Genomic DNA, 23,488 nt, shown 5'->3' on the forward strand with positions numbered 1-23,488 from the left:
ATAAGATTATCCCTATTCTAATTATCCCTGTTCTTCCACGTCCTCTCCGGGCTCCTCCTCGAGCAGATGCCGCACTTTCGCAGGCCCGAACCCGCGCCTGGCCATTCGGGCGAATATCCTCTCCCGGGAGACGCCTTGCCTCACGAGGCGCATCACGTACTGTCTCGCACCTTCCCGCAGGGTGGCCTCGTCCCACTCATCCAGGGAGGCCCGGACGGCCTGCGGATCCACCCCCTTCCGGAGGAGCCCCTGCCTGAGGGCACCTCTCCCAAGCGGGCTCTTCCTGGTCCGCAACTCGATCCACGTCCGGGAGTAGACCCGGTCGTCGACCATTCCCCGCGCCTCCAGCGTGTCGAGGAGCGCATCCACCTGTGAGGAGGAGAATCCCTTTCTCAGGAGCTTCGTCCTCAGGTGCCTCCTGGTGTAGAGGTGGCGCCTGAGGAGGGGCTCCAGGTATTCCTCCATGCGGGTTCGTTCATCCCTCGCCGCCAGGTTCGAAAGGCGGTCGGCGCGGACACGGACGCCCACCTCCAGGCCCTCCTCCCGGAGGGTCCGCCGCAGAAGACAAAAAAAGGAGCCGTCCGCGAGGTGCACCACTGCGCACCCGGGCGGGGCTCCCTCTTTCTCTATCCCAACGATCAGGTCACCGCTTGGAGAACTGGAAGCTTCTCCTCGCCTTCTTGTGCCCATACTTCTTCCGTTCCACCATCCTCGGGTCACGGGTGAGGAACTTGTTCGCCCGGAGGACCGGTGTGTTCGTTTCGTCGTAGGCCGAGAGGGCGCGCGCGATCCCGTGCCGGATCGCCCCGGCCTGACCGCTGATACCCCCGCCCTTCACGGTGATGTAGAGGCTAAACTTTCCCTCGGTTCCGGTCACGATAAGGGGCTGGCGGACCATGATCCTGTGGTCTTCCCGGGGAAAGTACTCCTCGAGCGGCTTCCCGTTGATGGTGATGGTACCGTCGCCTTCCCGAAGGAAGACTCGCGCGACAGAGGTCTTCCTCCTGCCTGTCGCCACTGCAAGATTAATCGTTGCCACGACCTCACTCCCTTATGAAAGGACTACTGGTTTCTGAGCTGCGTGGGGATGCGTCTCCCCGGCATAGATCTTGACCCTGCGGAAGAGCGCCCTCCCGAGCCGGTTCTTGGGAAGCATCCCCTTGATGGCCTTCTCCAGGGGATAGGTGGGATGCTTCTCCATCACCTGGGAGAAGGTGGCCACCTTGAGACCACCGGGATACCCCGTGTGCCTGTAGTAGAGCTTCTTCGTCTCCTTGTTGCCCGAAACGACGATCTTGTCGGCATTCACGATGATCACGTAGTCGCCCACCGCCTGATGGGGGACGTAGTAGGGCTTATGCTTTCCACGGAGGATCGCCGCCACCTGGGTCGCAAGCCTCCCCAGGGTCTTGCCCTTCGCATCGATGAGATACCACGTGGGCTGTATGTCTTTCGGCTTCAGAAATATGGTCTTCATACTACCATCCTCGTGTCAACCGGTATGTGAGCCTCTATAGTTTCACAGAGTCGTTGCCTTGTCAAGGGCCGCCCTGCTGCCTAGGATTCCCTGGACGCCCGTTCCCGCTCGAGTTTCCTGGTCTCCGCCCTGTCCTTTATGTCGGCGAGGCCTACGAGGATGGCGATGAGCCCGACGAGAAAGAGGAGGAAGGGTACACCACCCCGCAGGAGTACCAGGAAGTCCTCCCACCACCCGAGGGTCCATGCGAGAGGAAGCACACAGTAGAGTCCCCCTGCCACGAGAAGCAGACCTATGAGTATGGCCACCATCTTCACCTCCTCGTCCTGTACTAGCACAGGGAGAGTGCGTTGTCAATACGCACCTTCCGTGAGTACGTTATACCCATGAGAGTCAAGGTGGACACCGAACGCTGTATCTCCTGCGGCCTGTGCGAGGAGATGCTTCCCGAGGTATTCAAAGTGGAGGAGAAGGGGGCTTCGGTCCTCCTCCCCCTCATCGAGGAAGAGGATCGGAAGGCGGTGGTGTGGGGGCTGCTGGAAGACTGCCCCGGGGAAGCGCTCACCGTGGAAGGAGAGGAACCGAGGATCATTCCTTTCTATGTCGCTCGACCAGAAAGGCGATGAAACCCGCGCCCAGGAGGAGCGGGGGGAGGACGGCGGCTGCGATGTCGGCGAAGAGGGCCCAGGGGTCGCGCAGGGGGAGGAGCGAGAGGTCGGCGAGTGCGCGGTACACCGCCGCGGCGTAGAGGAAGAGCGTGGCGAGGGAGACGAGGATCCAGGAGGGGCGTTCGGTCTTCCTCCACACGAGGATGGCCCCGATGCAGGCGAGGGTGAGGGCGGCGAGCTCCGCGAGGTGGGGAATCACCAGGCGTTCCATGTCATGAATGTCGGCACGATCGGCCCTCGAGTGGAGGGCCGTTTCGCTCATGGGAAGAGTTCTGCGGACACTTCCTCGGCGGTCCTCCGGAAGAGGGCCCATTCCCCGGGCGAGATCTCGGCGGGGAAGACACCGGGAACCCCGGGTGAGGGGGAGACGAGGATGCCGCGGGAGAGGAAGCGCCGGAAGAGGGTCGGGTGGTCCCGGGGGGGTTCCTCGAGATAAAGGTAGGGGCCGGTGTGCCGCCAGGGCGGGGGGAGGGTGTCCAGGTAGGGGCCCACCGCTTGGAAGGGGTCGCCCGCCCCGAGGAGGTCGTGGATGCTGCGGGTCATGGCCGCGAGGAGGAGGGGACTCGCGAGGGCATCCGGCACGTCAGGCAGGAGGGACTCCTCGCGTGCACAGAGGACGCCGGGGAGGGCGAGGCCGGGTATGGGGAAGACGGGGACGGCAAGGGGTGTGGGAGGAGGGGGAAGGAAAGGCCGCGCCCAGGCGACGAGAGGGCTGCGGTGGGGCTGGAGGGAGGCGGGGAGGGCGGGGTCGTGGAGGGGGCAGGGGCGGTCGTGGAGGGAGGCGAGGTGGGCGAGGAGGGCTTCGTGGGAGGGGAAGAGACGGAGATGGGGGTGGGTGGGGAGGAAGGCGCGGAGGGCCTTGCGGAGTCGAAAGAGGTAGACCGAGGGAACGCGGAGATAGAGTCCTTTCGAGATCTCGTTCTTGAGCACCCTGCCGACCTGTCCGGGCCGGTGTCCAAGTACCGCCTTTCCTCCCTCTCCGTAGAGGTCGAGGATGCGTTCCCCCTTCTTCGTGTAGAGGCGCCAGCCCCTCGCCCGTTTCACGAAGGGAACCTCGGCGAGGAGGCGTTCCGCTTCCAAGGTTTCCTCACGGAGTTCACTCATGCCGTATCCTCTCGAGCGGGGTGTACGAAGGCAGGAACTCGCACGTGTACCCTGTCTCGAAGCGGACCTTCACCACCAGGAGGTTCCCGTTGTGCCGGCGCTCCACCACCATACCGTATCCATAATCGTCGTGGTAGATCCTGCTCCCCACGGGGAAGTCCTCCTCTTCTTCCTCTTCGTACGAGGGGGAGAGACACTCGGGAGGGATCTCCCTGAGAAACCGTGAGGCCTGCTGGAAGCTCCTCCTGCCCCTGATGTTTCTCGTCTGGGCCCAGCTCAAGAAGAGCCCGTCCTTCGCCCGCGTGAGGGCCACGTAGAAGAGTCTCCGTTCTTCCTCGATATCCTCGGGACTCGAAGCCGCCCATGAGGGAAAGACGCCCTCCTCCAGGCCCGTGATGATGACCTTCGAGAACTCGAGCCCCTTGGTGTTGTGCATGGTGATGAGCACCACCCCGTCACCCGATCCCCTGTCCAGGCTCCCTTCGAGCGCCACGTACTCGAGAAAGGCGAGGAGACCGTCCCTGCCTCCGGGATACGACCGGGCGAGGGCAAGGAGCTCCTGGAGGTTCTCCAGCTTCTGACGGGCGGTGTAGTCGTCGAATCCCTGATAGTAGTCCCAGAGCCCGCTCTCCTTGAGCAGGTCCTCCATCCAGGAAGCGAGGTCCATACGGGAGAGCCGCTCCCCGATGTGATCCAGGAACCGGGCGAACTCCACCATCGAGGCCCCCGCCTTACCCGGGACCACTCCCTCTCGGAGCACCTCCACCAGCGTCGATCCAGTGCCACGCGCGTGCGAGATGATGGCCTTCTGGCTCTTCGCGCCGATCCCCCGGGGCGGCTTGTTGATCACCCTGAGGAAGGAGACCTCGTCACGGGGATTGAGCACCAAGCGCAGGAAGGCCAGGAGATCCTTCACCTCCTCCCGCTCATAGAACCGGAGCGATCCCACCACCCGGTAGGGTACCCCTTCCCTTGCGAGGGCGAGCTCGAGCAGCCTGGACTGGTAGTGGGCCCGGTAGAGGACGGCGACGTCCTCCCACCCCTCCTCACGGAGGAATCGTGCCCAGTACGCCGCCTCCTCCTCCGCCGACGGGAACGAGAGGATCCGGATCACATCCCCCCCCTGTCGTATCGGCCTCAGTGTCTTGCCGAGACGCCCCTCGTTGTGGGCGATCACCCCTGAGGCGGCTCTCAGGATGGTCTCGGTGGATCGGTAGTTCGTCTCGAGTCGAACGATGTGAGTACCCTCGAAGGCATCCGGGAAGTCGAGGATGTTCCGCACCTCGGCCCCCCGGAACCGGTAGATCGACTGATCTTCGTCGCCCACCACGCAGAGGTACGTCTCAGGCCCGTAGAGCTCCCTGAGGAGAAAGAACTGCGCCACGTTCGAGTCCTGGTACTCGTCGACCATCACCACCCGGAACGCGGCATGGACCTTGCGCCTCACGTCCTCGTGTTCCTTGAGCAGTCTGAGGGGGAGGAGGATGAGGTCACCGAAGTCCACGTTCCCCGTATCCCTGAGCCGATCCTCGTACCGCGCGTAGAGCTCCGGGAAGTCATCGTCCTCCAGTATGGAGGAGAGGTCATCTTCAGGACCGAGTGCGTAGTCCTTCGCCCTCGAGATCGCCCACGCATAGCGGGAGAGATGTCGGCGTTGGCTGCCGTCGAGAATCGAAGAGAGGAGCGCGCGTGCATCCTCGTCATCATAGATGGCGAAATCCCGAGCGAGGCCCAGGCGTTCTCCGTAGAGCCTCAGGAGCCAGACACCGAACGAATGGAAGGTCTTTATCATCACCCCTTCGGTTCGGGGTGAGAGCTGGAGGGCACGCTCGTACATCTCCCGGGCAGCCTTGTTGGTGAAGGTCACCGCAAGGATCGACCGAGCGGGAATACCCAGGGCGTCCACCAGGTAGGCGATCTTGGTGGTGATGACGCGGGTCTTCCCGGAACCAGCCCCCGCGAGTATGAGGAGGGGACTCCCGGAATGAAAGACCGCTTCTCGTTGTTCGGCATTGAGAGTCTCGAGATACGAAAGATCGACCACGCTACCACTCCATGGGCCAGAGGACCTTCCACTCCCCGCCCTCTTTCACGAGATAGAGACTCTGCCTGCCTTCCCCTTCGATGAGATAGTCCACCCTGATACGCTCCCCCTCTTCCACGACGTCCTCGAGCCTGAAGGAGCGCACCGAAAGCGCACTCCTTTCCCCCTCGGGGACGAGGGCCACGAAGGCCTGGAGGAGATCCAGCGAAGGCAAGGTCTCGCGGGCGGCATACCGCCGCGCCTCTTCGATGTCGAGTGAGACCAGGGCGGTGAGGAAGCGTCTCGCCACCTCACGGGGGCTGCCGGATGCACACGAGAGGGAAACCGTGACGAACAACACGAGGGAGACGAGCCGCAGGCCCTTCTTCATGGGACTATTGTGACAGACAAACCCCTTCCAGATCAATGCCGTTCCGCTTCAGCACCCTCACCCGTACGACGCGGCCGGGCTCGAGCCCTTCACCGTGCACCACCACCAGCCCGTCCACTTCCGGTGCCTGGAAGGCCGAACGCGCGAGGGCCATATCCTCCCCCTCGATCCGTTCCTCCACCAGGACCTCACATTCCCTTCCCACCCATCGCTCGAGGCGTTCACCGGTGATCCCCTCCTGGAGGCGCTCGAGATCCTCCTTCCTCCGCTCCGCCCGCTCCAGTCTCACCCTGCCCTTACGACCTTCCTCCCGGTGCCACGCTTCCGCGGGGGTACCCTCCTCAGGTGAATACACGAAGAATCCCGCCCAATCGAGCCGCACCTCTTCGAGGAACCGCGCGAGGGCATCCAGGTCCTCCTCTTCCTCTCCCGGGAACCCGAGGAGGAAGGTCGATCGCACCACCACGTCGGGCAGCGAGTCCCTCAATGCGTGCACGAGTTCGGCGTACCGCTCGGCATCGCCCCTTCTCCCCATTCTCCGGAGGAGGCGCGCCGAGACGTGCTGGAAGGGAAGGTCCACGTAGGGAAGGAGGCGTCGGTCCTGCCCCATGAGGCGAAGGATCTCCCACGGGAAATGATCTGGATGTATGTAGAGGAGCCTCACCCAGAAGTCGCCCTGCAGCTCGAGTATGCGTTCGAGGAGGCCGGAGAGGCTTCCACCCCTCTCCTTGCCGTACGAGCCCAGGTCCTGGGCCACCAGATTCACCTCGCGTATCCCTTCCCCGAGGAGGCCCTTCACCTCCTGGACGATCTCCTCTTCGGGCCGGCTCCAAAACCGCCCTCGGATGAGCGGGATGGCACAATACGAACACCGGTTGTCGCAGCCCTCGGCCACCTTCACGTAGGCGCTCCCTGGAAAGGAGAGCAGCCGCTTCCTCCGGACATGTGCGGGCCGCCGGGCCTGAGGCGTCCACACCACCCTCCTGCCCTCCATCACTTGCCGGGCTGCATCCACCACTGCGGAGAGGTCGGCGTTCCCCAGCACTCCATCCACCTCCTCCATCCCCTCCCCCAGCTCTCTCCCGTACCGTTGAGCGAGACACCCCGTGAGGAGGATCCGCTTGTCCGGAAAACGTTCCCTGAAGAGGAAGGCGGTCTCCAGCGACTCCTCCTTCGCATCCCTGATGAACCCGCAGGTGTTCACCACAATGAGATCGGCCTCGGCAGGGTCCTCCACCAGCTCCCACCCGGCATCGAGAAGGAGCGAGATGATGACTTCGGCATCCACCTGGTTTTTCGCGCAGCCGAGTGGTTCGAGATAGAAAGAAGGCATGGATCTCTCCGTCAGTACGCCGGCACCAGTTCCAGATGGTATGAGCCGTTCTCCGTGTTCCTCACCCAGGTGAGAAGCCATACAGCCACCTCACCCACCTCCCCCAGCTTCGTCTCCACACCGCCCACCCGTGCGGTCACCACCCCGGCGTTGGAGAGCCACAACCAGGCCTGCTGGCGCATACTCGCCCTGAAGACATCCCCCCGCTGGAAGAAACGCTCCACCACCTCCCCGTCGTCCACCCTGCTCCTGAAGAGCACGGGACCCCTGAAGGAGAGTTCGACCATCACGATATCCTGTACATCCGTGGAGAGCACCACCTGGGAGGAAAGCCGGCGCCCCTCCTCGAGCGTGGAACCGATGGGAGCGAGGAGAGGAACGCCTTCCTTCACCTCCTCCACCGCCACCTCCCGGGTCTGCCCGCCCTCCACCAGGACCTGCGGCCCCTCCACATGGCGGTCCAACCGCACCACGGCCTCGGCCCCCTCCTCCCCTCTTCGTATCTCCCTCACGAGCACCGCCACATCGGGCTTCCCGTCCCCGGAAACGTCCAGTCGTGCCGATGCCCCTCTCTGCAAGGGGAACTCCCCTTGCTCCGTCTTCACGAGGAGGGTCTCGGCTCCGAAACGCTCGAACGAGAACTGATGGTCCTCTTCCCCCACACGCATCACCACCGCATCACCCTCACGGAAAACCCCCTCCATCACCTCCTCCTGGAAGCGCACGCCCCGCTCCTGCGGGGCCTCGGACGGGCGAGGCACACGAGCCGCCTCGGCACCCCCCCCCCGGGGAAAGACGAAGTACCCTCCCACGCCGACACCGATCACCAGCAGGACCACGAGGAGGATCCACCATGGGAACGAACGAGGACGCCCCACCAGATCCTCTATCGGGGGTTCCTGTTCCTGGAGTCGAATGTTCCGATAGAGACTCACCATGCGCTGCGGATCGAGGCCCAGGTACTCCGCATAGGACTTCAGGAAACCCATCAGATACGTCTCACCGGGAAAGGCGGAGAAGTCCTCCGCTTCCAGTGCCTCAAGGTAGCGCCTCAGGATGAATGTATCCTTTTCCGCCTGGTAGAGGGAGATCCCCTTCTCTTCTCTCGCGTTCTTCAGCACGGCACCGAGCGATTCCATGAGCCTCCCCCGATCTCACATCCTCAGGATTCAGGATTGAAAAGGAAATTGTAATAGACATTCGCCGAAGGCGGAGAATCGTATTCGAACCTCGCATCAGGGAGATTCTGATTCACCCTGATGTTCCCGAAATCGAAGGTAACCTCCTGGTAGTCCACGGTGACTCCCTTGAGACGCCTCATGTACCCATCCTGCCCCACGCTCATGATGATCTGACGGAACCCCACCCGTGTGGAACGCCAGGTGAGGTTGAGCTTCACCACGGGTTCGGGAGACCCCTTCCCCGCGGCCACCAGTTCCTCCGGATCGAGACTCACATACCCCGGGCCCTCGAGATAGGCGATGGAATAGTTCCGCCTCAAGAGGGCGAGCCCCTCTCCCGTTGCGAGCTGGAGACCGGATCCGGAGAGACTCTGCTGGAGCACCACACGTTCCGACGGCACATAGATGAGGAGTTCCTCTCCCGTGCTCACGAGAACCTGATCCTCGGGTTCCGAGAAGTCGATCCTGAGCTTGCCGGGTCGCTTGTAGAACAGAGTGCCTCTCATCACCGACTGGGGCGTGGTTATGGTGATATCCGCCACATAGTCCTTGATCTGGGCATACCGTTGGGCCACCTGCTCGAAAAACTGCTGTGCGGTGAGGACCTCCTGACCCGCGAGACCCCCCGTCACCCATAACACACACACCCAGGCTGCCGTCAGCCGTTTCACCATGGAGAACTCCTTCGAGATAACCATCTTTGCGTATAGGGAGCCCTTTGTCAATCAGGAGGAATCCTGGGAAAGGCGACGGAGCATGTCCCGGATCTCGGCGGCCTTCTCGTAATTCTCCTTCTCGAGTGCACTCTGGAGCTGCGCCCTGAGTCGGGCTGCCGGACCCGCCTCCATCTCCTCTATCTCCGCCGACACCGTGGTGAGATAGGAAATCGAGCGCAACTTCTCGAAGAAGAAGATCGGAGAATCCAGATCCTCCATCCCCTGGAGCTGGGAGAGGGCTTCGCCGAGCACCGTGCGGGCCGCCTCATGATCCTCCTCCTTGAGAAACACCATCGCCCGGGCCACGGCATGCATCCTGAGAAGATAGGGCCAGTACTGGAGGAGTTCCCTCGCCTCCTCATGGGGATAGAAGGACTCCACCAGGGAGAAGATCTCCATGTTGTGGGCAGTATCCTCCACCACCCGTTCGAACTCTCCTATCTGGAAGAGGTGGAGATAACGATAGTAGAAGAGCACCGCCTCCTGATGGAGGGCATCGAACTCCTCCTTCACGAGGGCAAAGCCCGCATCGCTCCCCTGTTCCCGGATCCAATCCTCCTTCCTGGCCTTCACCATATCGAGGGCCGTAGGATACCCCCCGGGCCTGAGACCGTCGGGACGGCCCTCTACCTCGTACTGCTCGATCCCGAGGGGCAGCCGCACCTGGAGCAGGGGTCTCCCATCGACACCCTCTATGAGACGCACATTGTGATCAGGATCATACGGCCACTCGAGGAGCACGGCAGAGATGTCCATATGTACAATATACTCACAGCGGAGACCGGATTCCACCTCCGGTTCCTTGGCATTCGATCCCTTTTCGTATAGCGTAACAGGAAGAACCATCTACACCAGAGGGAACACATGGACAAGACCATCGTCATGTCGCTCGGGGGCTCCATCGTGGCCCCTGACGGAGTGGATGCGGAGTTTCTCTCGATTTTCCGGCACCACATCACCTCCTTCCTCGAGAAACACGATGGGGTCCGACTCATCCTGGTGGTGGGAGGAGGAGGACCTGCACGACGCTATCAACAAGCCTTTCGGACGATCACCGGCTCGGACGACCACGCCCTCCTCGACTGGATAGGGATCGCCGCCACCAGGCTCAACGCAGAACTCCTTCGAGCCCTGTTCCATCCTCTCTGCGCCGATCCCGTGGTCACGGACCCCACCGCCGAAATCCCGTTCACCGGTCGAATCCTGGTGGCTTCCGGATGGAAACCGGGCTTCTCCACCGATTTCGACGCGGTACTCCTCGCGGAGCGTTTCGGGGCCCGGAGGCTCCTCAATCTTTCCAACATCGCCATGGTCTACTCGGACGATCCCCGCACCAACCCCGACGCCACCCCCCTTCCCCGTCTCTCATGGAAGGAGTTCAGGGCCATGGTGGGTGACGAGTGGACGCCGGGGAAGAACGTGCCCTTCGATCCGGTGGCCGCACGCAAGGCCCACGAAGGGGGGCTTTCGGTGATCATCGCCGCAGGGAAGGACATCGAGAACCTCTCGGCCATCCTCGAAGGACGTCCTTTCAGGGGAACCGTGATCGAATCTTGAGCCACCCCTCGAGCGGCACGGCGAGATCGGGGTCGAACGGGGACTCCCTGGTGAAATCCGGGACGAGGGAAGGACCTTCAGGATACTCCTGCAGGAACCCCTCGTCCACCTCATACTCCTCGAGCAGCCTGAGCACCTCCTCGTATTCCCGCACGGTGAGACGTCTCGTGAGGGGGAGGGGGAAGGATGCACCGGTATCCGTCGCCTTGCCCGCAGGATCGTACTGCACCATGAGGGAGAGGATGGCCCGGCCTTCCGCGTGCTCCTTCCACCATGCGAGCACTCGCTCCGTGGCCTCGAGGGCCCCGGGGAGCACGAGATGCCGCACGATCACCCCCTGGAGGAGTCGGTCACCATCCCACACGAGGGGTTTCCGGCGAATCATCGCCCGTACCGCCCGCTCCGCCACCTCGGGATAGTCAGGCCTTCCGAAGACATCCAACGCAATCCCTCGATCGAGCGTCTTGAGGTCGGGCAGGAACACGGACACGTGGGGGAAGAGGAGTTCGAGGGACTCCTCCCGCTCATACCCGGAGGAGTTCCAGACTACCGGGAGTCGGAGTCCCTGATCCCGCGCACGCGAGAGTCCCTCCACCACGGAAGGGATGAAGTGGGTGGCGGTCACCAGATTGATACAGGAGGCCCCTCCCCCCTGGAACTCCAGACAGAGCGAGGCGAACTCGTCCTCGGAAACCTCCCACCCTACACCACCTGAGGATATCTGATGGTTCTGACAAAACGGGCACCCGAGGGTGCAACCGGTGAAAAAGAAGGTACCGGCCCCCGTCCCTGCCACGAGCGGAGGCTCCTCACCCCTGTGATAGACGCACGCCGCAAGGCGCATCTTCACCCCTTCACCACAAAACCCCCTCTTCACCCGCCTGTCCACCCTGCAGCGCCGGGGACAGAGCTCACATCCTTCGTAGACACACACGAGATCTCCCTCCCTGTCCTGATTCGTCGAACAAAAAAAGCCAGCTGTCGAGCTGGCTTTCTCAGGGTGGCAGAGGAGCTCAACGCTCGTGACCACGCCCTCGCTTTTTCCTAATCGAAACACATTTGAAATCTCTCGTCGCACTCTGCCGCCGGCTCACCGCCGGCCTTCTCTCTTGGGTGGTGTCATCACACCCTCCCTTACTTCAAGTATACTCCTCCTCTCAGCCGCTGTCAAACGAAACTTCATCAAGGGAAGGGATGCATCTCTTCCGGAAACATCGTATACTTTTCGTCACATGGGGCCCGCCCACACTCTCACGATCCGATGCTATGCCGAACTGAACGACTTCCTTCCGGCTCACCTGCGGCATGAGGACATCCCCTATACGGCCTCCGAGGGGGAATCGGTGAAGCACATCCTGGAGGTGCTCGGCATCCCGCACGTGGAGGTGGACCTCGTCCTCCTCGGCGGAGAACCGGTGGACTTCTCCGCCGTCCCCCGCTCCGGCCAACGGCTGGCGGTCTTTCCCGTGTTCGAGACGTTCGACATCTCGGACATCTCCCCCCTCTCAGGACGTCCCCTCCGCATCCCGCGGTTCGTGCTCGACGTGCACTTGGGGAAGCTCGCCCGCCTCCTCAGGATCTGCGGATTCGACAGCATATACGAACGGGATGCCGAAGACCTCGACATCGTACGCCGGGCCCAGGAGGAGCGGAGGATCATCCTCACTCGCGACAGGGCCCTCCTCATGAGGAAGGAGGTGACGCACGGCTATTGTGTTCGGTCGGATATCCCACGCACCCAGCTGGAAGAGGTGATACGCCGCTTCCACCTTGAACGCAGCGTCAGACCTTTCTCCCGCTGTCCCCTCTGCAACACCCCGCTTCCCCCCGCCCACCCCGCCGAGGCCCCCGTCACCTGTCCCTCCTGCGGGAAGACCTATTGGAAAGGGTCACACTACAGGAACCTCTTCATCCTCCTCCAGCGCCTGGACCTCGTTTCCCGCCCGGATGGAGGTCCCGGAGCAGATAGTGGAGACGAGCCTTCGCATTCCTGATGTACTGCTCGTATCGCCGAATGAGCGCCCTGCAGTGTTCTATCTCGCGCTCCCAATGGGCGATCTTCTCCTCGAGCTGCCGGACCTCGTACTCTTCCTCCCTCATGAGGGCCCCCTCCTGCTCCCCCTCAGGGTCCTGAAGCGATCCCTCGCCTCCCGCTCCTTCTCCTCCTCCCCCAGTTCCTCATAGGTGTCCGCGAGATTGAACCAGGCGTCCTCGTACCCTGGATCGAGCTCCACCGCCTTCTCGAAACAGGCCCTCGCCTCCTCGTACCGCTCCTGCACGAAGGACAAGACGCCCAGCACGTTCCAGGCCCGTGCGGAGGCCGGCTCCTTCTCCACGGCCCTCCTGCACAGGACCTCGGCCTCGTCGAGTCGTTTCATCTCGAAGAGGCAGTAGGCGAGTTCCAAGAGGTACTCCGGTTTCTCCTCCTTGGAGACCGTGAGGGCGTTGCGCAGCGCCCGCTCCGCTGCTCCGTAGTCCCCCATACCCTCATACGCTATGGCGAGGTTGTAGTGAAGATCACCGGCGTTGGGCCGTTGCTGGATGAGGTTCTCCAGTATCCGAGCCGCCTCCACGAATTCCTTCCGTTCCGTGAGCTCGACGGCCCGAAGGTTGAGCTCGGCCACTGTCCGCTCGTCTATCGTACCCTCAAGTGCCATGGCTCTTCCTCCCTCTACAATTGTAATCAGCAGATGGGGTCTTTGCAAACAAGATTGACAGGATCCACACTCATACGATAGCCTGATGTCATGCACATACGCCGGCGTGGCGGAACCGGGAGACGCGGCAGACTCAAAATCTGCTGGACGCATGTCCGTGTGGGTTCGAGTCCCACCGCCGGCACGACCCCCTCCTCCCCCTATTCCCTGCCTGAGAGGTGACGCATGTCCCTGAAAAAAGGTCTTTCCACCCTCGAGGTCTTCAGCATCGCCACAGGAGCCATGATAAGCTCCGGGCTGTTCGTCCTCCCCTCCATCATCTACCGCGAGGCGGGAGTCGGACTCAGCCTCTCGTACCTCCTCGCAGGCTTCCTCCTCCTCCCTGCGGTGTTTTCCCAGCTCGAACTCTCCACCGCCATGCCGAAGGCCGGTGGCAACTATCTCGCGGTGGAGCGCATCCTGGGCACGGCCGCCGGGGTGGTGGCAGGGATCACCAATTGGCTCGCCATCAGCCTCAAGGCAGGGTTCGCCCTCATCGGGATAGGCACCTTCATGACCCTCCTCTTCCCCCACCTCACCGAACAGGAGATCAAGCTCATCGCCATGGGGGCCTGTATCTTCTTCACCCTCCTCAATATCGTGAGCGTGGAATCCTCGGGCAAGGCACAGGTGATCATGGTGGGAGGACTCCTCGCGATCCTCGCCGCCTACATCCTCCTTGGGTACAGGGCCATGGACTTCTCCAACTTCGTGAAGGCCCCGGCCGGTGACATCCACAGGATCCTGGGGGCGGCAGGCACGGTGGTGATCTCCTATGGCGGCATCACCAAAGTGGCAAGCATCGCCGAAGAGGTGAAGGACCCCGGAAAGAATCTGGTACGGGGGATCATGCTCTCCTTCTGGGTGACCATCGCCTTCTACGCGCTCGCCGTACTCGTGACCCAGGGACTCCTCTCGCACGAGGAACTCACCTCCACCTACACCCCCATTTCCACCGCTGCAGGCAAGCTGGTGGGCCCGGTGGGCGTATGGCTCACCGGCCTCGCGACCCTCCTCGCCTTCATCACCACGGCGAACGCGGGGATCATGACCGCATCCCGCAACCCCCTCTCCATGGCTCGAGACGGCCTTCTCCCCTCCTTCTTCGGTCGCGTCTCGGGGAAGACCGGCACCCCCATCCCCTCGATCCTCACCACCTCCGCCGTCATCCTCGCCGTGGTGGCGGGCCTCTCCATCGAAAACTTCGCGAAGGTGGCCTCGCTCTTCATGCTCTTCACCTACATCCTCACCAACCTCTCGGTCATCGTGATGCGATATGCAGGCCTGGTGAACTACCGCCCCACCTTCAAAAGTCCCTTCTTCCCCGTACTCCACATCACGAGCATCGTAGTATACGCCATCCTCATCGTCGACATGGGAGTCCTCACCATCGCCATCGCAGGAGGGATCATCCTCCTCTCCCTCCTCTGGTACCTGGTCTACGCACGCACCCAGTCGAGGCGACGCTCGGCCTTCCTCCACATGGTCGCCCGCCTCACCAACAAGGAGATCGCGGGCGACGACCTCGAGGAAGAGCTCCTCTCCATACTCCTGGAACGCCACGATATCGTGGAAGACGAATTCGACAGACTCATCCGCGAGGCGTGGATCCTCGATATGGACCGGCCGGCCACTCAGGACGAGGTCTTCGAGATCCTCGCCCAGGCCATCGCGGAACGGATCGATATCCCCGTGGAGACGGCCCGCGAGAAACTCCTCACCCGCGAGCAGGAGGCCTCCACGATCATATTCCCGGGTATCGCCGTACCGCACGCCATACCTCACATCGTGGTGGAGGGTGAAGGGACTTTCGCGGTCTTCATCGTGCGCAACGTACACGGTATCACCTGGAACGACCAGACCGTATACACCGCCTTCTGTCTCGCCGGAAGCAAGGACAAGAGGGACCTCCACCTGAGGGCCCTCATGGCCATCGCCCAGATCGTGCAGACCAGAATCTTCACCGAGGAATGGCTCAAGGCCCGCAATCCGCAGGAACTCAAGACCATCCTCCTCCTCGCCGAAAGGAAACGCACCTGACATGGGGAACCGCTACCGCATGATCTTCTTCGATCTCGACGGCACCCTCCTCGACTACGCACGGGCCGAGGCATGGGCCCTCGAGCAGGCCGTGCGCCACACCGGTCTCGGATGGACCCCGGAGGTGCTGGAACGCTACCGTCGCACCAACGCCGAGCTCTGGAGGGCCCTCGAGCAAGGACGAACCGACGCTGCCACGCTCACCCGTCGACGTTTCCAGGAAACCATCCCCTCCCTCTCCGACCGCGAGGCGGAACGTCTCAACAGCATCTACCTCTCCCACCTGGAGCAGGCGGGATTCCTCCTCCCCCACGCGGAGGAGACCCTCCTCTTCCTCTCATCCCGGTACCGCCTCGGCGCCCTCTCCAACGGCTTCTCCCGCATCCAGAGATCCCGGCTCAGAGCCGCAGGCATCGACACGTATCTCGCCTACGTGCTCACCTCGGAGGACGCCGGAACCGCGAAACCCGATCCCGCCTTCTTTGCCCGGGCTCTCAGGGACAACCGCCTCCGGCCGGGGGAGGCCCTCATGGTGGGTGACTCCCCCACCTCCGACATCGCAGGCGCCCTCGGCGCAGGCATGGATTCCTGCTGGATCTCACCCGGAGACGATTGCCCCCCGATTCCCCGCCCCACCTATCGGATCAGGAACCTCGAGGAACTCCGTACCATCCTCGGCTGACCGCTTGCCCCGGCCCGGGTTTACGAGTACAATCTCTGCGCCATGATACTTTCAGGGAAAGAGATAGAAAAACGACTCGGAAAGGACATCTTCATAGAGCCGTTCTCGAAGAGACAACTCAACCCCAACAGCTACAACCTGAGGCTCCACAACGAACTGCTCGTGTACACCACGCCCCTGCTGGACATGAGGAGGCCGAACCCCACCGAGCGCCTCGTCATCCCCCAGGAAGGCCTTCTCCTCGAACCGGGACGGCTCTACCTCGGGCGGACCGTGGAGTACACCAGAACCTACAATCTGGTTCCCATGCTGGAAGGCCGCTCCTCCGTGGGAAGGTTGGGCCTCTTCATCCACGTCACCGCAGGGTTCGGAGACGTGGGGTTCGAAGGGTACTGGACCCTCGAGATGTTCTGCATCCAACCGATAAAAATCTACCCGGGTGTTGAAATCTGTCAGATCTACTACCATACTATAGAGGGAGACTATGAGCCGTACCGGAGCAGAAAATACCAGAAGAACGCCGGTATCCAGCCGAGCCTCCTGTACACCGAGTTCGAGGAGATGCGGTAGATGGACCCTCTCACCCCACTCTCCATCCTCCTGTTGGAAGGCACCATGAATGACGACAGGGACGACCGCCCTCTGCTCGATCGCGACGACGTACCGGAGGACATCAAGGCCGAACTCATCCTCTTCCGCAAGCAGAACCGTATCCTCCAGAGCAAGCTCGCCTATCTCATCGCCCAGAACAAGAAACTCAAGGATCTCCTGGAAAAACACAAACGGGCCAAGGAGATCGCGGAGTACAAACTCTCCATCCACCCCGTCACCGGCCTCCCCAACCACTACAAGATGAGCCAGGACCTCCCCTTCATCCTCCGGAAATCCCAGGACGGGCATCAGGTGGCCCTCTTCATCGTGAAACTCGACCGCTCGTACAACATGCTCTCGAAAACCCTCAAACCCACCATGACGGAGTGGATACTCTACCAGACGGGCATGAGGATCGCACACCTCGTGGGGAAGGAGAACCACCTCTACCATACCCGCGAGGACGAGTTCATCGTGGTGACCACCACCCTTACCACAGAGGAGGAGATCCTCGCCCTCGCGAGGGAGATCTCGCAGACCGTGAGGCGCCCTCACATCTTCTCCGGATACCACATATCGATAGGGAGCTACATCGGGATCGCCCTCTACCCGGATCACGGCTTCAACAAACACACCCTCCTCCACAACGCGGACATCGCCATGGAATACGCCATGGAGCAGAACACCCCCTTCGAGATCTTCAAGGAGGAGCTCCGCGAACGGGTGGTGGAACGCATGGACCTCCAGCAGTTCCTCATCAAATCACTCGAGGCCCAGGCCATACTCGAGATAAAGAAACAGTTCGACCTCTTCTTCCAACCCATTCTCACCCTCGAGCCCGCAGGGGAGAAGCGGTGGAGGATCACCAGGATCGACGCAGAGGCCCTCATCCGCTGGCATCATCCGACCAAAGGACTGCTCCTCCCGAACAAGTTCATCCCCGTGGCCGAGGAAACCGGTGTCATCATGCTTCTGGGCACCTGGGTCCTCTACACCGCGGCGGACACCTTGCGGGACTGGGAGATCCTCGAATCCAGGAAGCCGCTCGTCTCCATCAACATCTCTCCGGTCCAGTTCGCCAACACCAACCTCGAGGAGTCCATCGCAAAGGTCTTGGAGAGCAGGGAGATAGACACCTCCCACCTCATGCTCGAGCTCACCGAGAACGTGGTGATGCAGGATCCCATGGAATCCATCAAGAAGATGCAGAGGATCCGGGAGTACGGGATCAAGTTCGCCCTCGACGACTTCGGAACGGGGTACTCCTCCCTCAACTACCTCAAGTCATTCCCCATATCGTATCTCAAACTCGACAAGACCTTCTTCAAGGACACCCCGGAGAACGCATACGACAGGGCCATCGTCCGCTCCGTCATCACGCTCGCGAGAGAGCTCTCCCTGGGAGTGATCGCGGAAGGGGTGGAGACGGAGGCACAGTGTGAGTTCCTCCTCGAAGAAGGCTGTACCACGATCCAGGGCTTCCTCTTCAGCAGACCCCGGGACAGCGAGAGTTTCCTCCACTTCGTGCAGAACTGGCTCGACAAGGAAGTGGAACTCCCCTCCACCCCCTAACGTGAGAAAGACACCGCGGAGGGAGGGTGAAGGAGATCGCGCACCCAGTCCCCCTCGTCCCAGAAGTCGTAGCGGTACGTGCGCCGGAAGTGCGCATCCTGACGGGCGAACTCCTCCCAGAGGGAATCGGCGGGAGGATCCGCCGTGATCACCACCCGCTCCCCCGTGAAGGGGTGGACGAAGGCGAGGAGCCTCGCATGGAGATGGATGCCTCCTCCCCGGTTGGTCCGCTTCGCCCCGTACTTTATGTCACCCTTTATATGGCACCCGAGGGCCGAGAACTGGGCCCGTATCTGGTGATGCCGTCCGGTATGGAGACGCACCACCACGAAGAAGTAGCAGTCCCCTGAACCGATCACCTGGTAGGAGAGGCGTGCGTACTCGCTCCTCTCCCTCTTCTCCGGAAAGGCGAAGGACTTGTTGACCCTCCGGCTCTCCACGATGAAGTGCTCCACCGTGTCGCTCGGAAGAGGGGGAGGGGCATCGAGGACCGCCCAATAGAGCTTGTACACACCTCGTCTCCGGAACAGGTCGGAGAACTTCCCCGCCGCCTTCCTGTGCCTGGCGAAGAGCACGATCCCGCTCGTGGGACGATCCAGGCGGTTCACGAGGTGGAGCCTCGGAGGGGCCCCGGCTCCGTCTCGCCTCCGCAGGTGCTCGAGGAGGAACTCCTGGAGCGTCCCTTTCATCACGTCGTTCTGCTGGACGAGCTCCTCTCCGCTCTTGTTCACCGCGATGATGTGTGCATCCTCGTAGATGATATCCACGTCTTCCTCCCTGGTATAAAGGTGACATCTTTTGGGACTGTAACATCGAGTGTTGAAAAAGGCGGGGAAAAAAGATAAGGGGTATCTCCCACCACACTAATCCTTTTTTCAAGGAGGAGATACCCCATGAAGCGTGGTAACACACGCACACTGATTGAGACACAGTATACCCTCTCTGATCTGATGAAACAAGTGGAAGACCAGCTACGGGAGGAGGTGCGCCACACCTACAAGACGTACCTGGAACACCTCCTTGAGACGCTGAGAGAGGAGGCAGTAGGACGACCACGATATGCACGAGGGGAGCCTGAGAAAGGGCAGTACTACCGGTACGGCTACAGAAAGTGGAAGAGCGTGCAGACCCCCTGGGGGCCGATCGAGGAGGTACGCGTGCCCCGCATTCGCACCGGCGGGGGGAAGGAGGTAAAGCTGGTGACCTACGAGCAGAGGCTCGTGGCCCTCGCCGAGCAGCTCCTTCTCGGGTATGTGGGAGGGATGAGCGCGCGGACGTGGGCCATCCTGTTACGGGAGCTGGGGATAGGCGAGGCTCACCCGCAGACACTCCTGCGGCTCATAAAGCGTCTTCGTGAGGAGAAGGAGCAGTGGCGGAGGAGGTCCCTTAGAGGAGTGAAGGCCCTTGTGCTGGATGGAGTGTGGGCAAAGAGGCGTGGGAGGGGTCAGAAGAAGCTGGTTGTCCTGAGTGCCGTGGGGGTGAAGGAGGACGGATCTCATGAGCTCCTCGACTGGGTCGTTGCGGAGCAGGAGGACCAGGCGAGCTACGAGCGACTCCTTACCAGGCTCTATGAGCGAGGGCTTCATGAGGTGGAGCTGGTGGTGGCCGATGAGGCTGAGGGGATCCGGCAGGCCGTGGAGACGGTGTATCCTGAGGCGAAGAAGCAGGTGTGTCTCTGGCACCTGCAGGGTACGCTTGAGCAGAAGCTCCTGCAGGACATGGGGGAACGGAAGGGGAAGAACGCAGACCTCCAGAAGGAGAGGCGAGCTTTTCGAGCGGAGTACTGGAAGCTCTTTGAGGCAGGAGGGAAGGAGGACGCAGCACGTGCGTTGGAGGCATTCGTGAAGAAGTGGGCGGCGAAGGCTCCCCGGATGACGGCCTCCCTCCTGTGGCGGAAGGACCGGCTTTTCTCCTATCTGGAGTTACCCTATGAGTGGAAGGAGAAGGTGAGGACGAGCAACCTTGCGGAGAACATGTTTCGGCACATGAGAAGCTTTCTACGGAGGTATCCTGGGTATATGAGCCATGCCCATGCAGATGAGGTGGTAGGCCTCTACGTGGTGGGCATGCAGGTGATACAAGAGGTGGGGAGACGCACCCCTTATCAGCTCCAGCTCAATTTCAACACTCCCCCTTGACAATCCCCATCTTTTCCTGCTCTTGACAAACACCCCGGTTTGTACGTACTCTGTAGATAACAAATGGGGGTGTAGCTCAGTTGGCTAGAGCGCTTGAATGGCATTCAAGAGGTCACGGGTTCAACTCCCGTCACCTCCATTTTTTTGTTCCCACCTCTCCGGGATGATGCAATGACGGCGGATACGAACGTTCCCCTTCCTGATTCGCAACAACCTCCCGGTTTCGACGAACTCTTCGGACAAGGGGGAGGTTCGGCTCCCACCAAACGCGGGTTCACCATCCCCAAGGAGCTCGTGGAGGCTCCGAAACCCTTCTTCAAGGATCCTCAGTACTATCAGAAGGTCCTCTCCGGCGAAGGGGAGGGGGCGAAACGACTCCACCAGAGTCTCGCCGCCTTTCTGAATACGGAGGATCCGCAGGAACGATCGATCTACCGGAACCGCATCATCACCGCTTCCTGGGAAGTGGCATCGTCCATCGCCCCCAAGATCACCAGACGGGATCTCCCGCTCCCCAAGCGCCTCTTCCTCAGGTTCGGCATCCTCCTCCCCACCCTCCTCAGCGAGGAACAGCGCGAGATGTTCTCCCGGGTCATCCTCGACAACACCACCGGGGAACCCGTCCACTACGTGGACGAGTGGCTCTACAAGATCGGCATCGGCGAGATCGCTCCTTCGGCCCAAGACGAGACCCTCACTGCGAAGAAGCGTCAGACAGAGCGGAAGAAGAACATCCTGGGGGAGCTCCAGGGCAAGCTCGAGGCCCAGAAGATGGTCATCATGAACAAATCCTTCGAGCTCGAGGCCCAGGAACAGGCCCTCCAGGAGCAGCTCAGGGTGATGTGCGCCCACGGGCGGGACCCCTCCAATCAGAACGCGCTCTTTCCCTTCACCGAGGCGCAGAAAGGCGCCTACACCGAGGTCCTCAATACGCTCCGCCGCATCTCACAGCTCGACAAGGAACTCGCACGGGAATACGCCGAGCTCAAGCGCATCACCGCCCACATGGAAAAGGCCCGTGACGCGGGGATGGAAGAGGAAGAGGTGGACGCCGATGTCATACGGCAGGAGATGAGCGCCGTCAGGCAGATGGCCAAGCTCTGCGTAGGGAGACAGGGAAACCACTTTCCGCTCGCCATGCGGCACTACATACGACCCAGAATCGAGGACGTCGGCATAAGGGAACGAGTCCTCCAGATCCTCGCCGAGATAGAATACCTCGATCCGGGGGCCTTCGAACGGACCTACCGGCAGCAGGTCCACAGGATCGTCCCTCACGTGATACTCATACCCTCCTATGGCGAACGGGGCATCTGCTGGGAACCCTTCGAGAAGTACAACAGGGGAACGAGCAGGGGGCGGATCGCCATCCCCATGTACCCGAAGGACCTCAGGACCGCGGTGATCGCCGCTGTGGGCGATCTCAGGTGGCAGGTGGCGAAAGAGAAGGCACAACACTACTGGATGGAAGAAGGACTCACGGGGTGGTACTACCAGTACTTCACAGACCACAAGATGAAGGGGGACGTGAAGGAACAGTTCATCGAGGACTACATCCTCTGGATCACCAAGGAGAGCGAGGGGACGCAGAAGCTCACCCGGGAGGTGAGGGACATCTTCTGGCGCTATATGCCCTTCCCACAGGAGATCAAGGACAAACTCAAGACCCGCGGCTTCGTGTACGCCGAGCTCTACAAGAAGGACATCAACAGATCCCTCTCGGACGGCTACTGAACCTACCTCTTTCTCTGAAAGAGAGGGGAGAAATAGGCCTCGAAATCTATCTTCTTACTCACCCACACCACGAGACGGTGGTAGATCACGTACGTGCCCACGAGGGCGAGAAGGAAGATGAAGAGGATCATGTAGGCAGAGACCTCGGGGGACACCACAGGGGCGAGGAACCTCCCGTAGAGGAAGAGCAGGACGAACACGAGGATGAGCATGATCGCCAGGTTCACCACCGTGGCTCCCAGGATGAAGAGTACCGTATTAAGCTTCTTGTTCATGATCGCGCTCCTTTGAATCTTTTCGCATCTCGATGAAAAAAGAGATCAGAAGGAGGAGGGAGCACACCACGATCGAGGCGTCGGCGATATTGAACGTGGGCCACCGCTCCAGGCCGAAGATGCCGAAGAACTTCACGTCTATGAAATCCACGACCCCCGCATCCCTGAAGAAGCGATCAATGAGGGTCCCCACCCCCCCTCCCAGGATACCCGCAAGAGCCCATCGCTGGAGCGAGGAAAGCTCGTCGGACCGGAAGAAATAGACCAGGATCCCCACCAGCAAGACCACGGGGACGAAAAGGAAGAGGAAGATCCGCACGGGCTCGGGAAGGGTCCGCCCCAGACTGAAGGCCCCAGCCTTGTTCGTGGTGTGGATGATACGGACGAGATCACCACCGAACGACCAGCCCACCCTGTGATAGGGTATCCGTGTGACCACCAGATACTTCGTGAACTGGTCGAGTGCGGCGATCAGCACCGTGAGCGTGAAGGGAAGATATCGCGCGAACGTCCGCTTCATGGTTCCTCCTGCACTCAAAGTCCCGTGGGAAGATCTATGAAGAACCCCTCGATTCCCAGATCCCTCTCGACCCGCTCCTTGAGGGCGAGGGGGCCCACCGTCTCCGAGCGATAGTGCCCTATACCCGCCACAGTGACGCCCCCCTCCTGCGCCGGATAGTAAGCCGAATGGTGCACCTCTCCTGTGATGAACACATCCAACCCGAGACTCACGGCTTCCTCCACCACGGAAGAGGCCGATCCCGAGACCACCCCCACCGTCCGGATCTCCTCGGGACCGAAGGGGAGCAAGGTCACCGCCTCGTTCACCCCGGGGAACCGACCGAGGAGCTCCTGCACAGAAACCGGATGGTCCAGGGTGCCCCACACCCCGAGAGGGACACCGCGATACCACCCGAAAGGACGTGTCTCCGAGAGACCCAGGAGTGCGGCGAGACGCGCATTGTTCCCCACCTCGGGATGGGCATCCAGGGGGAGGTGCGCCGCGAAGAGGGAAAGGGAGGATTCCACCAGAAGCGAGAGCATCCTGTATCTCGGTCCCACCAGCGGGACGGGGGCCCCCCAGAAGAGGCCGTGGTGGACCACGAGGAGGTCTGCTCCCGCCTCATGGGCCCGCCTCGCCGCCTCGTGACAGGCATCCACGGCATAGGCGATACGGGAAACCGGCCTCGCGGCATCACCCACCTGGAGACCGTTGAGCGATACATCGAAGGAGGAGTACTTCCCTATCTCCAGGAGTTCTTCGAGATACTTCGAGACCTCACCCACCGTGTGTGCCATGCGGATACTAT

27 protein-coding genes and 2 tRNA genes are annotated in these 23,488 nt (G+C 61.5%); 11 read left to right on the forward strand and 18 right to left on the reverse strand.

Annotated elements, in window-relative coordinates; genetic code table 11:
• Positions 1–21 precede the first annotated feature (21 nt).
• From SPITH_RS11010 to SPITH_RS11025, 4 genes are all read right to left on the reverse strand, one after another.
• Entirely contained in the window at positions 22–528 is a 507-nt protein-coding gene (locus SPITH_RS11010) for a regulatory protein RecX (RefSeq protein ID WP_245523394.1), read from the reverse strand.
• A gap of 115 nt (positions 529–643) precedes the next feature.
• A complete protein-coding gene (gene rpsI / locus SPITH_RS11015) occupies positions 644–1,039 on the reverse strand; it encodes a 30S ribosomal protein S9 (RefSeq protein ID WP_014625729.1) in 396 nt (131 codons plus the stop codon).
• Between the two features lie 12 nt (positions 1,040–1,051).
• The gene (gene rplM, locus SPITH_RS11020; protein WP_013314886.1) at positions 1,052–1,477 is read right to left on the reverse strand and encodes a 50S ribosomal protein L13; all 426 of its coding nucleotides are present in this window, start codon (positions 1,475–1,477) and stop codon (positions 1,052–1,054) included.
• Positions 1,478–1,557: 80 nt separating this feature from the next.
• Positions 1,558–1,788, reverse strand: coding sequence for a hypothetical protein (locus tag SPITH_RS11025; protein ID WP_013314887.1), 231 nt, complete (start codon positions 1,786–1,788; stop codon positions 1,558–1,560).
• A 75-nt stretch (positions 1,789–1,863) separates the two neighbouring features.
• Here SPITH_RS11025 and SPITH_RS11030 point away from each other — a divergent pair, with 75 nt between their 5' ends.
• Positions 1,864–2,103, forward strand: coding sequence for a ferredoxin (locus SPITH_RS11030; protein ID WP_014625730.1), 240 nt, complete (start codon positions 1,864–1,866; stop codon positions 2,101–2,103).
• Here SPITH_RS11030 and SPITH_RS11035 read toward each other — a convergent pair.
• From SPITH_RS11035 to SPITH_RS11070, 8 genes are read right to left on the reverse strand one after another with little or no spacing between them, the layout of a single operon-like run.
• Entirely contained in the window at positions 2,066–2,407 is a 342-nt protein-coding gene (locus SPITH_RS11035) for a hypothetical protein (protein WP_014625731.1), read from the reverse strand. The two genes, SPITH_RS11030 and SPITH_RS11035, sit on opposite strands and share 38 nt — an antisense overlap.
• Positions 2,404–3,249: a hypothetical protein gene (locus tag SPITH_RS11040; RefSeq protein ID WP_014625732.1), complete on the reverse strand. Its 846-nt coding sequence runs from the start codon at positions 3,247–3,249 to the stop codon at positions 2,404–2,406. The genes SPITH_RS11035 and SPITH_RS11040 overlap by 4 nt, the downstream gene beginning before the upstream one ends.
• Positions 3,242–5,293, reverse strand: coding sequence for an ATP-dependent helicase (locus SPITH_RS11045; protein WP_014625733.1), 2,052 nt, complete (start codon positions 5,291–5,293; stop codon positions 3,242–3,244). Before SPITH_RS11045 ends, SPITH_RS11040 begins: the two co-directional genes overlap by 8 nt.
• Before the next feature lies 1 nt (position 5,294).
• Complete coding sequence (locus SPITH_RS11050; RefSeq protein ID WP_014625734.1) at positions 5,295–5,663, reverse strand: nuclear transport factor 2 family protein; 369 nt, start codon at positions 5,661–5,663, stop codon at positions 5,295–5,297.
• A 4-nt stretch (positions 5,664–5,667) separates the two neighbouring features.
• A complete protein-coding gene (gene rimO, locus SPITH_RS11055; RefSeq protein WP_014625735.1) occupies positions 5,668–6,996 on the reverse strand; it encodes a 30S ribosomal protein S12 methylthiotransferase RimO in 1,329 nt (442 codons plus the stop codon).
• 11 nt (positions 6,997–7,007) lie between these two features.
• Positions 7,008–8,135 (reverse strand): helix-turn-helix domain-containing protein, encoded by a 1,128-nt coding sequence (locus SPITH_RS11060; protein WP_014625736.1) that lies wholly within the window; start codon positions 8,133–8,135, stop codon positions 7,008–7,010.
• Positions 8,136–8,158: 23 nt separating this feature from the next.
• Positions 8,159–8,851: a LolA family protein gene (locus SPITH_RS11065; RefSeq protein ID WP_014625737.1), complete on the reverse strand. Its 693-nt coding sequence runs from the start codon at positions 8,849–8,851 to the stop codon at positions 8,159–8,161.
• Positions 8,852–8,902: 51 nt separating this feature from the next.
• On the reverse strand, positions 8,903–9,649 hold the full coding sequence (locus tag SPITH_RS11070) for a UvrB/UvrC motif-containing protein (protein WP_245523395.1): 747 nt from the start codon (positions 9,647–9,649) through the stop codon (positions 8,903–8,905).
• 108 nt (positions 9,650–9,757) lie between these two features.
• On the opposite strand from SPITH_RS11070, the gene pyrH reads away from it, so the two are divergent.
• Complete coding sequence (pyrH, locus tag SPITH_RS11075) at positions 9,758–10,450, forward strand: UMP kinase (RefSeq protein WP_014625739.1); 693 nt, start codon at positions 9,758–9,760, stop codon at positions 10,448–10,450.
• Here pyrH and SPITH_RS11080 read toward each other — a convergent pair.
• Positions 10,425–11,384, reverse strand: a complete 960-nt coding sequence (locus SPITH_RS11080; RefSeq protein ID WP_014625740.1) for a radical SAM protein — start codon at positions 11,382–11,384, stop codon at positions 10,425–10,427. The genes pyrH and SPITH_RS11080 overlap by 26 nt on opposite strands.
• A 298-nt stretch (positions 11,385–11,682) precedes the next feature.
• Between SPITH_RS11080 and SPITH_RS11085 the strand changes: the two genes are divergently transcribed.
• Positions 11,683–12,444 (forward strand): Mut7-C RNAse domain-containing protein, encoded by a 762-nt coding sequence (locus SPITH_RS11085; RefSeq protein WP_014625741.1) that lies wholly within the window; start codon positions 11,683–11,685, stop codon positions 12,442–12,444.
• A gap of 102 nt (positions 12,445–12,546) precedes the next feature.
• Here SPITH_RS11085 and SPITH_RS11090 read toward each other — a convergent pair whose 3' ends face one another.
• Positions 12,547–13,107 (reverse strand): tetratricopeptide repeat protein, encoded by a 561-nt coding sequence (locus SPITH_RS11090; protein ID WP_014625743.1) that lies wholly within the window; start codon positions 13,105–13,107, stop codon positions 12,547–12,549.
• A 100-nt stretch (positions 13,108–13,207) separates the two neighbouring features.
• On the opposite strand from SPITH_RS11090, the gene SPITH_RS11095 reads away from it, so the two are divergent.
• The 5 genes from SPITH_RS11095 (at position 13,208) to SPITH_RS11115 (ending at position 18,031) form a co-directional block, all read left to right on the forward strand.
• Positions 13,208–13,291: transfer RNA gene (locus SPITH_RS11095), tRNA-Leu, on the forward strand.
• Between the two features lie 41 nt (positions 13,292–13,332).
• Positions 13,333–15,186 (forward strand): amino acid permease, encoded by a 1,854-nt coding sequence (locus SPITH_RS11100; protein ID WP_014625744.1) that lies wholly within the window; start codon positions 13,333–13,335, stop codon positions 15,184–15,186.
• A gap of 1 nt (position 15,187) precedes the next feature.
• The gene (locus tag SPITH_RS11105) at positions 15,188–15,868 is read left to right on the forward strand and encodes a YjjG family noncanonical pyrimidine nucleotidase (RefSeq protein WP_014625745.1); all 681 of its coding nucleotides are present in this window, start codon (positions 15,188–15,190) and stop codon (positions 15,866–15,868) included.
• A gap of 42 nt (positions 15,869–15,910) precedes the next feature.
• Complete coding sequence (gene dcd / locus SPITH_RS11110; RefSeq protein WP_014625746.1) at positions 15,911–16,438, forward strand: dCTP deaminase; 528 nt, start codon at positions 15,911–15,913, stop codon at positions 16,436–16,438.
• Positions 16,439–18,031, forward strand: coding sequence for a putative bifunctional diguanylate cyclase/phosphodiesterase (locus tag SPITH_RS11115; protein ID WP_014625747.1), 1,593 nt, complete (start codon positions 16,439–16,441; stop codon positions 18,029–18,031). It begins immediately after the preceding gene.
• Here the strand turns inward: SPITH_RS11115 and SPITH_RS11120 are convergent.
• Positions 18,028–18,798 carry an RluA family pseudouridine synthase gene (locus tag SPITH_RS11120; RefSeq protein ID WP_014625748.1) on the reverse strand — a complete coding sequence of 257 codons (771 nt, stop codon included), beginning with the start codon at positions 18,796–18,798 and terminating at the stop codon, positions 18,028–18,030. The genes SPITH_RS11115 and SPITH_RS11120 overlap by 4 nt on opposite strands.
• Before the next feature lie 126 nt (positions 18,799–18,924).
• Between SPITH_RS11120 and SPITH_RS11125 the strand changes: the two genes are divergently transcribed.
• The 3 genes from SPITH_RS11125 to SPITH_RS11135 all read left to right on the forward strand — a co-directional run bounded on the left by SPITH_RS11125 (position 18,925) and on the right by SPITH_RS11135 (position 21,903).
• Positions 18,925–20,169 (forward strand): IS256 family transposase, encoded by a 1,245-nt coding sequence (locus SPITH_RS11125; protein ID WP_014624686.1) that lies wholly within the window; start codon positions 18,925–18,927, stop codon positions 20,167–20,169.
• Between the two features lie 65 nt (positions 20,170–20,234).
• Positions 20,235–20,308, forward strand: a tRNA-Ala gene (locus SPITH_RS11130).
• A 32-nt stretch (positions 20,309–20,340) separates the two neighbouring features.
• On the forward strand, positions 20,341–21,903 hold the full coding sequence (locus tag SPITH_RS11135) for a hypothetical protein (protein WP_014625749.1): 1,563 nt from the start codon (positions 20,341–20,343) through the stop codon (positions 21,901–21,903).
• Between the two features lie 2 nt (positions 21,904–21,905).
• Here the strand turns inward: SPITH_RS11135 and SPITH_RS11140 are convergent, their stop codons facing one another.
• From SPITH_RS11140 to SPITH_RS11150, 3 genes are read right to left on the reverse strand one after another with little or no spacing between them, the layout of a single operon-like run.
• The gene (locus SPITH_RS11140) at positions 21,906–22,178 is read right to left on the reverse strand and encodes a hypothetical protein (protein WP_014625750.1); all 273 of its coding nucleotides are present in this window, start codon (positions 22,176–22,178) and stop codon (positions 21,906–21,908) included.
• Positions 22,162–22,698, reverse strand: a complete 537-nt coding sequence (lspA, locus tag SPITH_RS11145; protein WP_014625751.1) for a signal peptidase II — start codon at positions 22,696–22,698, stop codon at positions 22,162–22,164. Before lspA ends, SPITH_RS11140 begins: the two co-directional genes overlap by 17 nt.
• 14 nt (positions 22,699–22,712) lie before the next feature.
• Complete coding sequence (locus SPITH_RS11150; RefSeq protein ID WP_014625752.1) at positions 22,713–23,477, reverse strand: Nif3-like dinuclear metal center hexameric protein; 765 nt, start codon at positions 23,475–23,477, stop codon at positions 22,713–22,715.
• Positions 23,478–23,488: the final 11 nt, after the last annotated feature.

This window comes from Spirochaeta thermophila DSM 6578 (genome assembly GCF_000184345.1).
GTDB lineage: Bacteria > Spirochaetota > Spirochaetia > Winmispirales > Winmispiraceae > Winmispira > Winmispira thermophila.

Coding starts and splice junctions, on each gene's coding strand:
- SPITH_RS11135 (WP_014625749.1), top strand. CDS start 20,341: ATGACGGCGGATACGAACGTTCCCCTTCCTGATTCGCAACAACCTCCC.
- SPITH_RS11115 (WP_014625747.1), top strand. CDS start 16,439: ATGGACCCTCTCACCCCACTCTCCATCCTCCTGTTGGAAGGCACCATG.
- rplM (WP_013314886.1), bottom strand. CDS start 1,477: ATGAAGACCATATTTCTGAAGCCGAAAGACATACAGCCCACGTGGTAT.
- SPITH_RS11150 (WP_014625752.1), bottom strand. CDS start 23,477: ATGGCACACACGGTGGGTGAGGTCTCGAAGTATCTCGAAGAACTCCTG.
- SPITH_RS11125 (WP_014624686.1), top strand. CDS start 18,925: ATGAAGCGTGGTAACACACGCACACTGATTGAGACACAGTATACCCTC.
- SPITH_RS11065 (WP_014625737.1), bottom strand. CDS start 8,851: ATGGTGAAACGGCTGACGGCAGCCTGGGTGTGTGTGTTATGGGTGACG.
- SPITH_RS11070 (WP_245523395.1), bottom strand. CDS start 9,649: ATGGACATCTCTGCCGTGCTCCTCGAGTGGCCGTATGATCCTGATCAC.
- SPITH_RS11085 (WP_014625741.1), top strand. CDS start 11,683: ATGGGGCCCGCCCACACTCTCACGATCCGATGCTATGCCGAACTGAAC.
- SPITH_RS11100 (WP_014625744.1), top strand. CDS start 13,333: ATGTCCCTGAAAAAAGGTCTTTCCACCCTCGAGGTCTTCAGCATCGCC.
- lspA (WP_014625751.1), bottom strand. CDS start 22,698: ATGAAGCGGACGTTCGCGCGATATCTTCCCTTCACGCTCACGGTGCTG.
- SPITH_RS11025 (WP_013314887.1), bottom strand. CDS start 1,788: ATGGTGGCCATACTCATAGGTCTGCTTCTCGTGGCAGGGGGACTCTAC.
- SPITH_RS11105 (WP_014625745.1), top strand. CDS start 15,188: ATGGGGAACCGCTACCGCATGATCTTCTTCGATCTCGACGGCACCCTC.
- SPITH_RS11060 (WP_014625736.1), bottom strand. CDS start 8,135: ATGGAATCGCTCGGTGCCGTGCTGAAGAACGCGAGAGAAGAGAAGGGG.
- SPITH_RS11035 (WP_014625731.1), bottom strand. CDS start 2,407: ATGAGCGAAACGGCCCTCCACTCGAGGGCCGATCGTGCCGACATTCAT.
- SPITH_RS11040 (WP_014625732.1), bottom strand. CDS start 3,249: ATGAGTGAACTCCGTGAGGAAACCTTGGAAGCGGAACGCCTCCTCGCC.
- SPITH_RS11050 (WP_014625734.1), bottom strand. CDS start 5,663: ATGAAGAAGGGCCTGCGGCTCGTCTCCCTCGTGTTGTTCGTCACGGTT.
- SPITH_RS11090 (WP_014625743.1), bottom strand. CDS start 13,107: ATGGCACTTGAGGGTACGATAGACGAGCGGACAGTGGCCGAGCTCAAC.
- dcd (WP_014625746.1), top strand. CDS start 15,911: ATGATACTTTCAGGGAAAGAGATAGAAAAACGACTCGGAAAGGACATC.
- rimO (WP_014625735.1), bottom strand. CDS start 6,996: ATGCCTTCTTTCTATCTCGAACCACTCGGCTGCGCGAAAAACCAGGTG.
- SPITH_RS11030 (WP_014625730.1), top strand. CDS start 1,864: ATGAGAGTCAAGGTGGACACCGAACGCTGTATCTCCTGCGGCCTGTGC.
- pyrH (WP_014625739.1), top strand. CDS start 9,758: ATGGACAAGACCATCGTCATGTCGCTCGGGGGCTCCATCGTGGCCCCT.
- SPITH_RS11140 (WP_014625750.1), bottom strand. CDS start 22,178: ATGAACAAGAAGCTTAATACGGTACTCTTCATCCTGGGAGCCACGGTG.